We start from the raw sequence: 14,346 nt of genomic DNA, 5'->3' as shown, positions 1-14,346 counted from the left end.
CCGGACTCAACAATGTGCCCGACGGACGCCGCTTCCGGTTCACTGTTTTCAGGCCAAAGCCCGGCGATATCCAGACATCTGTCCCTTGGCGTGGCCCACCACGTCCCGCATGGCGCAGAGCACGACCGCCCGCGAGGCCCACTCGGCCTCGGCGAGCATGCGGCGCGGCAGCCGGGAGCCGATCTCCCCGAAGTCGCTGTCGTCCAGGGTGAGATCCCGGTACTCGACCCAGTTTCCCTTGTCGCCCACCACACACCGGTACGTACGCCGGGGCGGCCTGGGGCGCGTGAGGTACTCGGCGTAGTGGAACGCGCTGCACACCTCGAACCCGACCCGCAGCAGCAGGATCTGGGCGTCGGCAGCGTACAGCCGCCGCATCGGGGAGAGCCTGCCGAGATGGCTGCGGCGCGGGTGCCACCGCAGCAACTGCCGTGCCCGCGGGCCGAGTCCGGCCAGGGAGGTCTGCGGATGCGCACTGCGTACGGCCCCGTGCGTCGACCACACGCACTCGGCGAGCGCCCCCATCGTCGGGCACCCGGTGGCGTCCGGGTCGAAGGGCGGCATCGTCTCGCGGTACGTGGCCGCCTCCGCCACGCCCATGCCCGCGACGGCCTCCCGGTAGGCCCGGGAGGTGTCGGAGTTCTCGGGCGTGAACGCGGGCACGATCAGGGTGCCCTCGGGGCCGAGCGCGGCCAGCAGCGCGTCCCGGACCAGCTCCGGGGCGGCCCCGGTTCCGCTCAGCGAGGCGTGCACCATCAGCACCCCGCCACGCCGGACGCCCAACGATCCCAGCCGGTGCGCCAGTTCTTCCCTCCGTGCCGCGTCGTTTCCGACGGCACTGGGCTGTTCAGCCACGGCGGCCCGCCCACTGCGACCACATGCGCGCCACCAACACCGCACCCGTCGAGGTCAGTTCGGACTCCGGCAGCAGGGTGAGCGCCGTGAGAGCGCCTGCCGCCGTCTCGTACGCCCGCCGGCCCAGTTCCTCGTTCGCCCGGTCGAGCAGCGCGCCCGCGGGACTGCCCGGCAGATGCAGGTCGGCCGTCTCGCGCAGAGCGGTGAGCCTGGCCCGGCGGCCGATGCGCGGGAGTTCCCGGGCGAACCTCTCCGGGGTCACGTCCACGGCAACGCCCAGCGCGCCGAACCCGTGCGCGCCGAGCATCAGACCACTGCCCGCCTCCAGCGGGGTGAGGACGGTGGGGTGGAACGCGTCCGGGTCGGCGGGCCGGTCCGAAGCCTCCTTCTCCAGCAGTTCGTAGGCCCGGCTCAGCCGCTCGGTGAACTCGCCGCAGGCGAGCGGCGGGGCGACGGGGACGGGATAGCAGTCACGGTAGGGGTCGGCGTCGTCGACGAGCGGCCCGTCCTGGCCCAGCAGCCGCCCGAGCGGGCGCCAGCGCGCGGAGGCCGGGACCTCGTCGAGCCGGACCCAGGTCCCGTCGGGATCCGTGCCGTGCCCGCCCTGGCCGCGCACGCGGAAGGCGTCCGGCGCCACGGTGACCTCGATCCGGCCGGGGGCGTCCAGCCGGTAGGTGCCCCAGGTGGGCAGGTGCAGGCGGGGGCCGGGCTGCTCCCAGGACAGCGTGGCCCGCGCACCTGCCCGCAGGGCCGCGGCGGCGGCCAGGGACATGAACCGGGCCGTGTCGGCGGGGCCGCGCAGGGAGCGCTGGAGACCGGTGCGCACGTAGGGGTGGGCAAGCACCTCGTCCAGCTTCGGGGCGGCCTCGGGGTCGGCGTCCAGGGCCAGCAGCAGCCGCCAGGCGTCCGCCCGGCCCGGCTCGGACGCCAGGTGCTCCCGTACCCGGCGCAGCAGCACCCGGTTCAGCTCGAGCTGGGCCCAGGAGAGCCGGGTGGATCCCAGCACCGCCGGCGAGAAGGAGCGGTCGGTCACCCGGTCGGCGATGCCCTCGACCAGGGAGCGCAGATCCGCGCAGAAGACGCTGGGGTTGTCGAAGCCGTTCTCCGAGCTGTACCGGTGCCCGTACAGTCCGCCGCCGCAGGACCCCACCACCGGACAGCGGCGGCAGGTGTCGCTGATCCCGTCGACGCCCGACTGCCGGGCCCTGACGCCGGGGTGCGCGCCGAACTCCGCGAAACCGTGCCGGAAGACGTCGTACCCCGTCTCGGGAGCTCCCGCGTACGCGGTCTTCAGCCAGTCGGCCTGCTCGAAGGTGCCGTCCGTCTCGATCACGGCGAGGTCGCTGGGCGCCAGCCCCATCGCCTCGGTCAGGGGCGGCCCGCCGCGCAGCGTGCTGAGCACCGAGTCGAAGGTCCGCACCGGCATCGGGCGGCCCTGCTGCTCCCAGCGGTCGAAGACCGCGAGCAGCCAGTCGGAGTAGGGAGCGTCGGTCTGGAACGGGTTGGGAGGCGGGCTGTCCCAGGTGGAGTGCGGAAGCAGGTAGTCGATCCGGGGCGGCGCGAGCTCGGTGAGGGCCTCGTGCACGGCCACGGGGTCGTTGGCCACGTCCACCGTGCACAGTATTCCGCTGAACAGGTGACGGTACTCGGGCTCCTGCAGCAGCCGGATGCCGCGGACCACGCGGTCGTAGCTGCTGCGTCCCCTGCGGTCGAGCCGGTGCCGGTCGTTGGCCGCGCGGTCGCCGTCGAGCGACACGCTGACCCGGACCCCGAACTCCCGGCAGATGTCCAGGTGGCGGCGGTTGAGGGTGACGGCGTTGGTGTGCATGCGCAGGTCGAGCGTGGTCAGCGGGGAGAGGGCGCGGGCGAGCTGTTCGCAGATGTCCCGCAGCCGGGCCGGGCCGACCAGCAGCGGCTCGCCGCCGTGCAGGATCACCGAGACGGACTCCAGGGCCCGCGCGTCGGCGTACTCGGCCAGCCGGGAGGCGACGAGACGCACGGTCTCCGGTTGGATGAAGGTCGGCCGGGACTGCCAGCTCTGGTCGGCGTGCTGATACACGTAACAGTGGTCGCAGAGCAGATCGCACCTGCTGTGGATCTTGAGGACCAGCTGTCTCAGAGGTGGGCTGTCGGGCGCCTGGCTCGTCACCGGAGGCAGTCTGTCAGACTTCCCCTGCCTCAGGCAGGCCAAACCACCTGCCCGGGGGGCGCGTTGACGCCCATCGGCTCATTGACGTGGGTGCGAGCGGTGGGCCTGTCCGCCGGGCGCACCCCCGTCCGTGTGACGTTCTCGCGTCGTCGTCCCGGTCAGGACGCCGAGTTGAACGTGATCGGCCGACCCGAACGGCGGTCGGGGACGTCGGTCACGCGGCCCGCGGTGCGCGCCGTGGCGGCGGCGTGCGGGTCGATGTCCGCCAGACGGGTGCGCCGGTCGGCCGGCGCGGTGGTGCGGGAAGGGTGCCTCACGGGCGTCACGTTGCGCATCATGATGGTTTCGTCGCTCCGGTTCGATGGTGGGAACGGTCGTGGACTCGGGTTTCCCGTCGTGGTGGTCGGCCCTGCGTTGCCCAAGGGAGCGCGAATCGTCGAGCCAGTCCGGTCCCGATGATGCGGACCCTATACCAGGAAGGCCCGGCGAACGTCTTGTGCACGGAGCTGGTTTCCGTACTCATGGAGTTCTCAAGCCGGTTTTTCGGGGGCGCGCGAATGCCTTCGGGGGCGCGCAGGGAATTCGGGGGGCGTCATGGGGGCCGCTGCTACTCCAGTACCGAGCACCACGCTCGGCGATCAGGATCTGCCGCCGTTGTTCCGAGTGAGTGATCAGTGGGCGTTACGCCATCAGAGTGACTCGTTCCGGGCGGTGCGTACGCACCTGATCCTGCTTCTTCTGGCCACCACGGCCGCCGTCCTGACCGAGCAGGCATCCGGTCATGTCATGACGGTGCTCGCCGCCGTGCTGTACGGGCTGACGATCGCCCTCGGCCTGAGTACCTCGCGCCGCCGGTCCCGCGCCCACTGGCAGGCGCACCGAGCAGCCGCCGAGCTGCTGAAGTCGCTGGCCTGGCAGTACATGGTGCACGGCGGCCCGTTCCACTCCCATGTCGCGGACCCGGACGCGGTGTTCGCGGAGCGCCTCGAAGAACGCCTGCGCGAGCTGCGCAAATGCGGCTGGGAGGACTCCCGCGGCGAAACCGTGGAGCGGGGAGGGGGACAGATCACGCCGCGCATGCGCGCGGAGCGCGCCAAGTCGTACGCGGCCCGCCGGGACCTCTACCTGCGCGACCGGCTCCTGGAGCAGGCCGTCTGGTACAAGAACCGGGCCGCACGCGCGCACCACGCCGCGGCCCGCTGGTCGACCGTCACCGCGGCCCTCACCCTGCTCGCCCTGGCGGCGGCCCTGCTGCGGACCGTCGGCCTGCTCGGCGGCGCGGACCTCGCGGGGCTGCTCAGTGCGGCCGCCGCGGGGGGCGTCGCCTGGCAGGAGGTACGGCGGCACGGCCCCCTGACGTACGCCCATTCCCTCATCGAGCAGGATCTGGAGACCGCCCGGATCGCCATGACCACGACGGTCACGGAGGAGGGCTGGGCCGAGGCCGTGGGGGAGGCCGAGCGTCTGATGTCCCCCGCGCACACCGAATGGCTGGTGCGCTTCGGCACCTGATGCCCCCTCACGACCCCACGGCGGGCCCGCGGACCGGCCTCAGTCCCGCCGCACTCCCGGCTGCCACAGCACCGTCACCGGCACCCCCCTGCGCCGCGCATAGGCCACCACGTCGCCGGTGCCGCCCGGGCCGCGCGCCGGGCGGCCGTCCCATACGGCGACGAGGTGGTCGGAGTGATCCACGATCCAGCGGCCTGCCGCGAAGTAGGCCTGTTCGGGTGTCGGCTGGACGGGCAGGTCGACGCGGGTCGTACAGGATCTCAGGATCCTGCGGTACGCGGCCCGCGCCTCGTCGTCGTCCAGATGGGCCTCGTAGTCCATGCCCGGGATCACGGCCGTCACCGGGATGCCGTGGGCCAGGGCGATCTCCGCGAACAACTGGTCGGTGCCGGCGGCGAGGCAGCTCAGCGCCTCCAACTCCACGTCGGGGCGGCTGAATCGGTGCCGCAGGGCGGCGTGGACGAGGGGCAGCACGGACGGGGGGATCGCACGGTGTCCGGTCACGCCGACGCGGGTGACGGTGAGTCGGGGGACCACTGTCGCCTCGGCGAGGTACTCGGTGAGATCGGCTGTCACGGAACGTCCCCTCCCGTCACCATCGGTGAGTCCACCCTAAACGAGGGGTGACAAGGTGCGCAGGGGGCGCATCGGCTCACACCGGTGCCGTGCCCGGTCGTCGGGGGCGGCCGGACCGGTGTTCAGGCGGCCAGCGGGCCCAGTACCAGCGGCTCGATGCGGCCCTCAAGCATCGCGCCGATGCCCTGCACGACGCACACGTCCGGCCGTTCCGCGATGTGCACCGGCATACCGGTGGCCTGCCGCAGCAACTGGTCGAAACCGGGGAGCAGCGCCGAGCCGCCGACCATCATGATCCCGCGGTCGGCGAGATCGGCGACCAGGTCGGGCGGGCAGTCCCGCAGCACCTTGCCGATCACGTCCAGCACCCCGGTGAGCGGCGTCTGGATGGCATCACGAACGGCGGCGGTGTCGACCCGCACGCTGCGGGCGAGGCCGGTGGCCACGTCCCGCCCGTGGATCTCGGTGGAGGCCGGCCCGTACGGGGTGAGGCCGTTCCCGGACAGGGCGAGTTGCAGGGGTCGTACCGACTGGCTCGGCAGCATCAGCGCGTGCTCGTGCCGCAGATGCTGCACGATCGCGTGGTCCACGGCCTCGCCGCCGACGGGCAGCCGCTCGGCGCACACGATCGACCCGAGGGAGAGCACCGCGACCTGTGTGGCCGCCGCCCCGCAGACCAGGATCATGGTCGCCTCGGGCCGCTCCACCGGCATCCCGCATCCCACAGCGGCGGCGATGAGCGTGTCGACCAGCTCCACCTTGCGCGCGCCCAGCCCCGCCAGCGTCTCGATGGTCGCCCGCTGGGCGAGCGGGTCGGCGTCGTGCGGGGTGCAGGCGGCCGCGCGCAGCCGGGGTTTGCGGCGCAGGGATCGGCGGATCTTGTCGCCGAGCAGGTGCCGCAGCATCCGCTGGGCCATCTCGATGTCGACGACGGTACCGCCGGAGACGGGCCGTACGACACGGATGTAGTCGGGTGTCCGGCCCGTCATCTTCTCCGCGAACTCACCGACCGCGATCAGGGCGCCGGTCCGGGTGTTCACGGCGGCCACGGAAGGCTGGTCGACGACCAGGCCCATGCCCTTCACGTACACCCGGGTACGGGCTGCCCCCAGATCGACGGCGAAATGGCAGCGGCGCAACTGCTCCAGACTGACGGTCACGGCAGATCCTCCCGAGTGCGCGGGCCGTACGGGGTGGTACCGCCGGTCGGCGGCCTGCTTCGCATCCTCCGGGGGAATCCGACGGCGCGCCTTCGGGAGGGGGCCGGGCGGGGCGCGGCTGAACGGGGGGTTTCCCGGCCAGTAGGGCGCGGGCGGCTTAGAGGAGGGGACGCGGGCCGGGTTCGCCGCCGGCCTGGAAGCGGCATGGAAGAGGGGAACGCCGGCCTGCCGGGCGCCTGCCGCTCGGCTTCGGCCCGCGCGGGCGCAGGTACGCGGGCGCCGTGCGGGGAGCGCGGTCGGTGACGAGCGCCGAACGCCGGACGCGACACCCCCTGTGCCGGCGCCGTGGCGGAAACCCGCCCGGGCGCCTTCCCGCCAGCACCGCTCAACTCCCTTGCCCCACCGGCACCGTGACACTCTTCCCAGCACTCGACGCACCTGATCGCATCCTTCGAGAAGAGGCGTGGATGAGAAGACGACGAACCATCGGGCGGGGGACGACCCTGCTGTCCGCGGGCCTCGTGATCGGCCTGCTCCCGACAACGGCGACAGCGACAGCGACGACAACAGCGTCGGCGGCCGCGACCGCCGTCCGCTCGCCCGCGAGCGACACCACCGTCACCCTGGTCACCGGCGACAAGGTCACCGTCACTGACGTGGGACAGGGCAAGAAGACGGTCACCGTCCAGCGGCCGCCCGGCGCCACCGGTGCCGTCCGTACCCAGGTGGACGACGGCGACATCACCGTCGTACCCGACGAAGCCCTGCCCTATCTGCGCGAAGGCACCCTGGACCGGCGGCTGTTCGACGTCAGCGGGCTGATCCGGCAGGGGCTCACGGATGCCGGGAGCGATGCCCTGCCGCTGATCGTGACCTACCACAAGGGGGCCACCGCCGTGCGTGGCGCCGAGCGGACCCGGGCGCTGCCCAGTCTGCGCGGGGCCGCCGTCGACGCCGACCGGGGGCGTACCTTCTGGCGGACCTTCACGGCACGCAAGAGCCTCGGCAAGGTCTGGCTCGACGGCCGGGTCAAGGCCACCATGGCCGACAGCAACGCACAGATCGGCACGGCCGCCGCCTGGGACGCCGGCTACACGGGGAAGGGCGTCACCGTCGCCGTCCTCGACACCGGCGCCGACCTCACCCACCCCGACCTGGCCGGCCGGACCGGCGCCACCAGGAGCTTCATCGACGGCGAGGACATCGCCGACCGCAACGGCCACGGCACCCACACCACCTCCACCGTCGGCGGCAGCGGAGCCGCCTCCGACGGAAAGGAGAAGGGCGTCGCGCCCGGGGCCACCCTCGCCGTCGGCAAGGTGCTCAGCGACCAGGGATCGGGCAGCGAGTCCCAGATCATCGCCGGCATGGAGTGGGCCGCCCGGGACGTGCACGCCAGGGTGATCTCCATGAGCCTCGGCTCGACCGAGCCCAGCGACGGCACCGACCCGATGGCCGAGGCCCTGAACACCCTGGCCGCCGAGACCGGCGCCCTGTTCGTCGTCGCCGCGGGCAACACCGGAGCCCCCTCCTCCATCGGCTCGCCGGGCGCCGCAGACGCGGCCCTCACCGTCGGCGCGGTGGACGCGGACGACCAGGCGGCCTACTTCACCAGCGCGGGCCCCCGGTACGGCGACAACGCCCTCAAGCCCGACCTCTCCGCCCCCGGCGTCGACATCCTCGCCGCCCGCTCCCAGCTCACCTCCGGCAGTGGCTACTACACGACCATGAGCGGTACGTCGATGGCGACCCCGCACATCGCGGGGGCGGCCGCGCTGCTCGCCGAGGAACACCCCGACTGGACGGGCGCCCAGCTCAAGGACGCCCTGATGTCCACCTCGAAGCAGCTCGACGCCTCCGCCTACGTGCTGGGCGCGGGGCGGGTCGACGTCGCCGGTGCGGTGAGCGCGCAGGTCACCGCGACCGGCAGCGCCGACCTCGGCTTCTACCGCTGGCCGTACGACGCGGACCAGCCGGTGACCAGGACGCTGACCTACACCAACACCTCCGACGCGGACGTGCGGCTGGACCTGACGGCGCGGGGCGCCCCGGACGGCCTCGTCACCCTCGCCGACGGCACCCTCACCGTCCCGGCGCACGGCACCGCCACCACCACCGTGACCGGGAACGGCGCCGACGCGGCGGTCGGGAACACCAGCGGGCAGATCGTGGCTGCCCTCGCCGGAACCGGGACCCCCGTCGCGCACACCGTCTTCGGGCTGGTCAAGGAGGAGGAGCGGTACACCCTCACCGTGCACGTCAAGGACCGGTCCGGCGCCGCCAGCGCCGCCGACCTCGTCGTACAGCGGCTGGCCGAGGGGTCCGACGCCGAGCCCGCCCAGGTCGGCGACTCCGGCACCCTCAGGCTCCGCCTCCGGCCGGGCACCTACAGCCTCACCTCCTTCCTCGACGTGCACGGCAGCCACGGCGCCGACTCCCTCGGCCTCGGCTTCCTCGCGGCCCCCGGGATCACCCTCGACCGCGACCGCGAAGTCACCCTGGACGGACGCAAGCTGCGGGAGATCAGGGCCGTCACCGAACGGCGCACCGAGACCGACCAGCTGCTCATGGAGTACGACCGGAACGCGAACGGCAGCGACCTCTTCGGCGCGGTCCAGGTGCCGCTCACCTACGACAGCGTCTTCGCCGCGCCGACCGCGAAGGTCACCCGGGGCACCTTCGAGTACCGGACCGTGTGGCGGCTGGCGAAGCCGCTGCTGGCGGTGAAGGGGATCGGCGAGGCGACCGTGCAGTCCGGCGGAACGCTCGTCGAGGGGCGTACCCGGCTGCCGCTCGTCGATGTCGGAGACGGCCCCTTCACCGGTGTGGCGGGCAAGGCGGTCCTCGCCCGTCTCGCCGCCGGCGCCGACCCCACCGCCCTGGCCCGGGCCGCGCAGGACGCGGGCGCCAGGGCACTGTTCGTCACCGATGACACGCCCGGCCGGCTGATGGCCTGGTGGGGCACCGACGACGACGCCGACCGGCCGCTCCAGATAGCCACGGTCAACGCCGCCGACGCGGCCCGGCTGCGGGCGGCCGGCCGGGTGGACATGACCGGCACCCGCAACTCGCCCTATGTGTACGACCTTTCGGAGGGCCACCGGGGCGCGATACCGGACCGGAACCTGACCTACGCCCCCACCCGCCGCCAACTCGCCGCCGTGGACGTGAAGTTCCACGCCGCGCGGCCGGTCGGCGGCGGCGAGTTCCGGTACTCGATCACCGACGCCTTCCCGGTCGGCCTCGGCTTCCAGCAGCGGGTCGACTTCCCGGCCGAGCGCACCGACTACGTCTCCACCGGACCCGGCCAGCGCTGGCACGAGTCGGTGACCGTCGGCGACGGCACGCTGGAGGAGCGCAGCGGACTGGTGACGTACACCGGCGGATCACGGCCGACGCTGAACTGGTTCCGCCCGGTGTGGCATCCCTGGCTCGGCACCGGACTCGGCTGGGGCCAGCAACGCGCCGGGAACGAGCTGCAGTTCAACACCCCGGGCTGGGGCGACTCCGGGCCCGACCACACCGGCTTCGGCGACGCGTGGAGCGAGGACAGCGGGATGACCCAGCAGACCTCGGTCTACCAGGACGGCACCCTGGTCGACCGGCGCACCGGCTCCGGGGCGTACGTGTGGGACGCGCCGGCCGACGAGCACACCTACCGGGTGGTCACCGACACCGCCCTGGACGCCGACAGGTGGCCGCTCGCCACCTGGGGTCACGCCGAGTGGACCTTCCGGTCGGCGGCCACCCCGGACGACCACTGGAGCTACCTCCCGCTGATCAACCTCGCCTTCGACGTCGACACCGACCTCGCGGGGGACGTCAGGGGCGGCCACCGGATCCCGGTCGGGCTCGGCGCCTCGTACGTGGCCGGGGCGACCGGCACCGGGACCCTCGGCGGTCCGCGCCTCGCGGTGTCGTACGACGACGGCGCCTCCTGGCGGAACGTCCCCCTCACCCGTACCGGGCACGGTGTGCTCGCGGTGCCACGCGACGCCGGGTACGTCTCGCTGCGCGCCTCGGCGAGCGACGACCGGGGCGGCTCGGTCACCCAGGAGATCGTCCGGGCGGTGGGAGTGAGGTGACTCGGGGCCGGGGGTGACCCGTGATGCCCCGGATCACCCCCAGCTCCACCAGGTCCTGCGGCCGGATCCGCAGCTGGCCGGCGGTGGCCTCGACCTCCTCCGGAGGTCGTTTGAGGATCGCCGCCGCCAGCTCCGGGGCGATGACCGAGAAGTAACTGTCGGGCGTGGCCCAGGTGTTGCCGGGCGCGGCCAGCGCCAGCGCTCCGCCCGAGCCGCCCTCGCCGATGACCAGGGTGGTGATCGGCGTCCGGGCCGCCGCCACCGCGCCGAACAGCTCCGCGATCGCCGCGCCCGCGCCCTGCCGTTCCGCCTCGGCGTCGTTGGCGGCGCCCGGGGTGTCGACGAGGGTCAGCACGGGGATCCCGAGCCGGTCGGCGAGACGTATCAGGCGGGTCGCGGTGCGGTATCCGGCGGGCCGGGTCGCCGTGCCGGTCTGCGCGGCGAAGGCGACGGTACGGCCGTCCCGCTCGCCGAACCCGCACAGCATCCCGCCCGGATCCGCGCCGCCGCACCGGTCGCCGACGAGGGCGGTCCGGCGGTCCCCGAAGCAGGCGTCCAAGTAGGCCTGGGCGCGCGGCCGTCGCGGAGACCGGGCCCGCTGGACGGCCTGCCATCCGGTGGCGGGCAGGCCGGTGTCACCCAGGGCGTCCGGCGGGTCGGCGGGGGCCGTGGCCGGGTTGGTGAGCAGCCGCAGCCACAGCCCGAGCGCCGCCTTCAGCTCTTCCAGCGGCACCACGGCGTCCGCCGACCCGGCCGCGAGCTGCGCGTGGGCGGTGTACGCCGCCGGGTCCGCGTCCGGCGGCCGGACCCGGGAGCCCGCGAAGCCCACCTGCGCCCCGGGCAGCGCCAGGATCACATCGGCGCCGGCGCCCAGGGTGGCCCAGCCGCCGCCGGTCGTCGGATCGCGCAGGACGGCGATCTGCGGCAGCCCCGCCTCCCGGGTGAGCGCCGACTGCCGTGCCACCCGCTGGAGTTGGGACAGCGCGAGCATGCCCTCCTGCATCCGGCTGCCGCCGGTGGCGACCAGCGGGACCACCGGGAGCCGGTGCCCGCGGGCATGCGCGTACGCCGCCTCCAGCCGGTCCCCGGTCCGCTCGCCCAGCGAACCGCCGAGGAACCCGAACTCGAACACGATCAGCACGGCCGCCGTGCCCTCGACGCGCGCGGTGCCGACGACGACGGACTCCTCCTCGCCGGTGCGCCCGGCGGCGCGGGCGCGCGAGGCGTCGTAACCCTGCCAGCCGAGGGGGCCGTCGGGTCGGGACTCCCGTGCCGGGTGCGGGAGTTCGGCGAAGGTGCCGGGGTCGGCGACGAGGTCGAGGAACTGCCGGGCGGAGAGCCGGACCGGCCGGTTGTCAGCCACCCAGGGCCCGCTTCATGATCTTCCCCATGTCGTTGCGGGGAAGGGCGTCCAGGTAGCGGACGACCCGCGGGCGCTTGTGCGGGGCGAGCCGGCCCGCGACATGGTCCGCCAGCTCCCGTTCCCCGGGCGGGGACAGCGGATCCACCGGGACGATCCAGGCGACGATCCGCTCGCCCAGATCCGCGTCCGGTTCCCCGGTGACGGCGGCCTCCCGCACCCCCGGATACTCCAGGAGCGCGTTCTCGATCTCACCCGCCCCGATCTTGTAACCGCCGCTCTTGATCAGGTCGGTGGCCTTGCGGCCGACGATCCGCACATAGCCGTCCGGCTCACGCACGGCCATGTCGCCGGTGCGGAACCAGCCGTCGGCGGTGAAGGCGGCGGCGGTGGCGTCGGGCCGGTTGAGGTACTCGGTGAACAGGTTCGCACCACGCACCTGGATCTCCCCGACGGTCTCCCCGTCGAACGTGGCGAGCGCCGTCCCGTCCTCCTCCACCAGCCGCAGCTCCACACCCGGCAGCGGCACCCCGACGGTCCCCGCCCGGGCCTCCCCGTCCGCGCGCACACTCGTGTTCATCAGGGTCTCCGTCATGCCGTACCGCTCCACGACCCGGCGCCCGGTCGCGGCCGCGATCCGCTCGTGGTCGTGGACGGGCAGCGCGGCCGACCCGGAGACCAGCAGCCGGGCGCGGCCGAGGGCCTTCGCCAGCGCGGGGTCGGTGGGCAGCGCCTCGGCGATCCGGTGGTACATGGTGGGGACACCGAACAGCATGGTGGCGCCGTCGGTCAGCTCGCGGGTCACGCCTTCGGTGTCGAACCGCCCGAGGTGCCGCACGGAACCACCACGCCGCAACGGCCCGAGAATCCCCAGCACCAGCCCGTGCACGTGGAACAACGGCAGCCCGTGCACCAGCACGTCGTCCCCGGTCCACTGCCAGGCGTCGGCGAGCGCGTCCAGGGTGGCGGCGAGCGCCCGGCGCGGGAGGACGGCGCCCTTGGGCGGTCCTGTGGTGCCGGAGGTGTAGACGACGAGGGCGGGGTCGGTCTCGGTGGTGCGGTCCTCGGGGACCGGGCCGGCGGCCCGCACGTCGACGTCGATACGCGGCAGTCCGGCCACGGCCGCGGGGAGTTCGGCCCCCGGGGCGGCCAGCACCGCGGCCGGGGCGCTGTCGGAGAGGATGTGCGCGAGTTCCTTGTCGCCGGACTTGGGGTTGAGCGGTACGGCGGCCTTGCCGGCCAGCAGGATGCCGACGACGGCGACGGCAGTCTCCAGCTCCGGGGTCGCCCAGACGGCGACCCGGTCGGCGTCCCGGAGGGGGCCGGCGAGGGCGCCCGCGGCGGCGGCGAGCTGCCCGTACGTCAGCGACCGCGCGCCGAACCGCAGGGCGACCCTCTCCCGGACCTCGGCCGGGGGGACCCCCGTCTCGCTGTGCTCGCCCGGACCGCCCACCAGGGCCGGAAACAGAAAGGACACGCGACGACTCCTCACCGGTCGGAACCTCGACAGCCCCTTCCTACACCAGCCGGCGCCCTCCGGGGCCGCCCCACCCCCACTCCACCCACGACCTTGATCACAGCGGGTGGGCGCGTGGTACGACGTCGGCGACGACCGCGCTCACGTTGTCGTCCCCGCCCGCCGCGTTGGCCGCCTCGACCAGCACCCGCACCGCGTCCGCCGGGCCGTCGCCGCTCAGCAACTCCCGGATCCGCTGATCGGAGACCACCCTGCTCAGTCCGTCCGAGCACAGCAGGTACCGGTCGCCGTCCCGGGCCTCGTGCAGTTTCAGGTCCGGTACCGCCGGCTCGCCCCCCGACAGCGCCTTGGCCAGCAGCATCCGCTGTGGATGGGTGGCGGCCTCCGCCGGGGTCAGCCGTCCCTCGTCGATCAGCGCCTGCACCACACTGTGGTCGTGCGTGATCCGGAACAGCTCCCCGTCGCGCAGCAGGTACGCCCGCGAGTCCCCGATGTGCACCAGCGCCAGCCGGGACCCGGTCCACAGCAGCGCGGTGAGCGTCGTACCGGCATCCGTGTCCCCCTCCGCCACGTTCCGCACCGCCTCGTCCGCCGAACGCACCGCGTCCTCCAGCAGGTTCAGTACGGTCCCCGCCGACAGCTCGGCGTCCTCCAGGAACTTCAGCGCGTCCACGGCGGCGGCACTGGCCCGGGCCCCGGCCGCCCCGCAGCCGTCGGCGACGGCCAGCAGCCGGCGCCCCGCGTACACGGTGTCCTGGTTGGCCGGCCGGACATGCCCCCGGTCCGAGTGGGCGGCGTAACGCAACTCCAGCATGGTGGTCGTTTCCCTTCTCGATTCTCCCGACAGGTGGTCGACGAGGAACGCGGCCAGGTCCGCCCGTACGGCGGTCTCCGCCTCGACCCGGGCCCAGTACGCCCGGATCTCCTGAGCGGCCCGGCCGGCAGGCAACCCGCACACCTCGCGGATCCGCGCCAACGGCATCCCCAGCCGCCGCAGCCAGGCCACCAGCCGGGCGCGTTCGAGCTGCTCGACGGCGTAGTACCGGTAGCCGGTGTCCGGGTCGACCCGGGCGGGCCGCAGCAGATCCAGCTCGTCGTACAGCCGCAGTGCCTTCGGCGACAGCCGGCAGGCCTTCGCGAAGGCGCCGATGGTCAGCCACTTCATGCCGTAC

10 protein-coding genes are annotated in these 14,346 nt (G+C 73.6%); 2 read left to right on the top strand and 8 right to left on the bottom strand.

Going from position 1 to position 14,346, the window contains the following annotated elements:
- Nucleotides 1-48 precede the first annotated feature (48 nt).
- From ABZ642_RS23315 to ABZ642_RS23305, 3 genes are all read right to left on the bottom strand, one after another.
- Nucleotides 49-855 (bottom strand): AAC(3) family N-acetyltransferase, encoded by an 807-nt coding sequence (locus ABZ642_RS23315; protein WP_360487227.1) that lies wholly within the window; start codon nucleotides 853-855, stop codon nucleotides 49-51.
- Nucleotides 848-3,004: a radical SAM/SPASM protein FxsB, inactivated metallohydrolase extension form gene (fxsB, locus tag ABZ642_RS23310; protein ID WP_360487224.1), complete on the bottom strand. Its 2,157-nt coding sequence runs from the start codon at nucleotides 3,002-3,004 to the stop codon at nucleotides 848-850. Before fxsB ends, ABZ642_RS23315 begins: the two co-directional genes overlap by 8 nt.
- A 158-nt stretch (nucleotides 3,005-3,162) precedes the next feature.
- A complete protein-coding gene (locus ABZ642_RS23305; protein ID WP_360487221.1) occupies nucleotides 3,163-3,321 on the bottom strand; it encodes a hypothetical protein in 159 nt (52 codons plus the stop codon).
- Between the two features lie 277 nt (nucleotides 3,322-3,598).
- On the opposite strand from ABZ642_RS23305, the gene ABZ642_RS23300 reads away from it, so the two are divergent.
- On the top strand, nucleotides 3,599-4,516 hold the full coding sequence (locus tag ABZ642_RS23300) for a DUF4231 domain-containing protein (protein WP_360487218.1): 918 nt from the start codon (nucleotides 3,599-3,601) through the stop codon (nucleotides 4,514-4,516).
- Between the two features lie 39 nt (nucleotides 4,517-4,555).
- On the opposite strand, the gene ABZ642_RS23295 is transcribed toward ABZ642_RS23300, so the two are convergent.
- Both ABZ642_RS23295 and ABZ642_RS23290 read right to left on the bottom strand, forming a co-directional pair.
- Nucleotides 4,556-5,092 (bottom strand): hypothetical protein, encoded by a 537-nt coding sequence (locus ABZ642_RS23295; protein WP_360487215.1) that lies wholly within the window; start codon nucleotides 5,090-5,092, stop codon nucleotides 4,556-4,558.
- 122 nt (nucleotides 5,093-5,214) lie between these two features.
- Complete coding sequence (locus ABZ642_RS23290) at nucleotides 5,215-6,252, bottom strand: rod shape-determining protein (RefSeq protein WP_360487212.1); 1,038 nt, start codon at nucleotides 6,250-6,252, stop codon at nucleotides 5,215-5,217.
- Between the two features lie 467 nt (nucleotides 6,253-6,719).
- Here ABZ642_RS23290 and ABZ642_RS23285 point away from each other — a divergent pair, with 467 nt between their 5' ends.
- Complete coding sequence (locus ABZ642_RS23285) at nucleotides 6,720-10,337, top strand: S8 family serine peptidase (protein WP_360487209.1); 3,618 nt, start codon at nucleotides 6,720-6,722, stop codon at nucleotides 10,335-10,337.
- On the opposite strand, the gene ABZ642_RS23280 is transcribed toward ABZ642_RS23285, so the two are convergent.
- The 3 genes from ABZ642_RS23280 to ABZ642_RS23270 form a co-directional block, all read right to left on the bottom strand.
- Nucleotides 10,300-11,700 carry a carboxyl transferase domain-containing protein gene (locus ABZ642_RS23280; protein ID WP_360487206.1) on the bottom strand — a complete coding sequence of 467 codons (1,401 nt, stop codon included), beginning with the start codon at nucleotides 11,698-11,700 and terminating at the stop codon, nucleotides 10,300-10,302. The two genes, ABZ642_RS23285 and ABZ642_RS23280, sit on opposite strands and share 38 nt — an antisense overlap.
- A complete protein-coding gene (locus ABZ642_RS23275; protein ID WP_360487339.1) occupies nucleotides 11,693-13,150 on the bottom strand; it encodes an acyl-CoA synthetase in 1,458 nt (485 codons plus the stop codon). The genes ABZ642_RS23280 and ABZ642_RS23275 overlap by 8 nt, the downstream gene beginning before the upstream one ends.
- Before the next feature lie 121 nt (nucleotides 13,151-13,271).
- Nucleotides 13,272-14,339: a MerR family transcriptional regulator gene (locus ABZ642_RS23270; protein WP_360487203.1), complete on the bottom strand. Its 1,068-nt coding sequence runs from the start codon at nucleotides 14,337-14,339 to the stop codon at nucleotides 13,272-13,274.
- Nucleotides 14,340-14,346 lie beyond the last annotated feature (7 nt).

The sequence above is a fragment of the Streptomyces sp. NPDC007157 genome (assembly GCF_040634235.1).
Lineage (GTDB): Bacteria > Actinomycetota > Actinomycetes > Streptomycetales > Streptomycetaceae > Streptomyces.
The sequence above is the reverse complement of the archived record's forward strand: the minus strand, read 5'-3'. Positions and strand labels throughout refer to the sequence as shown.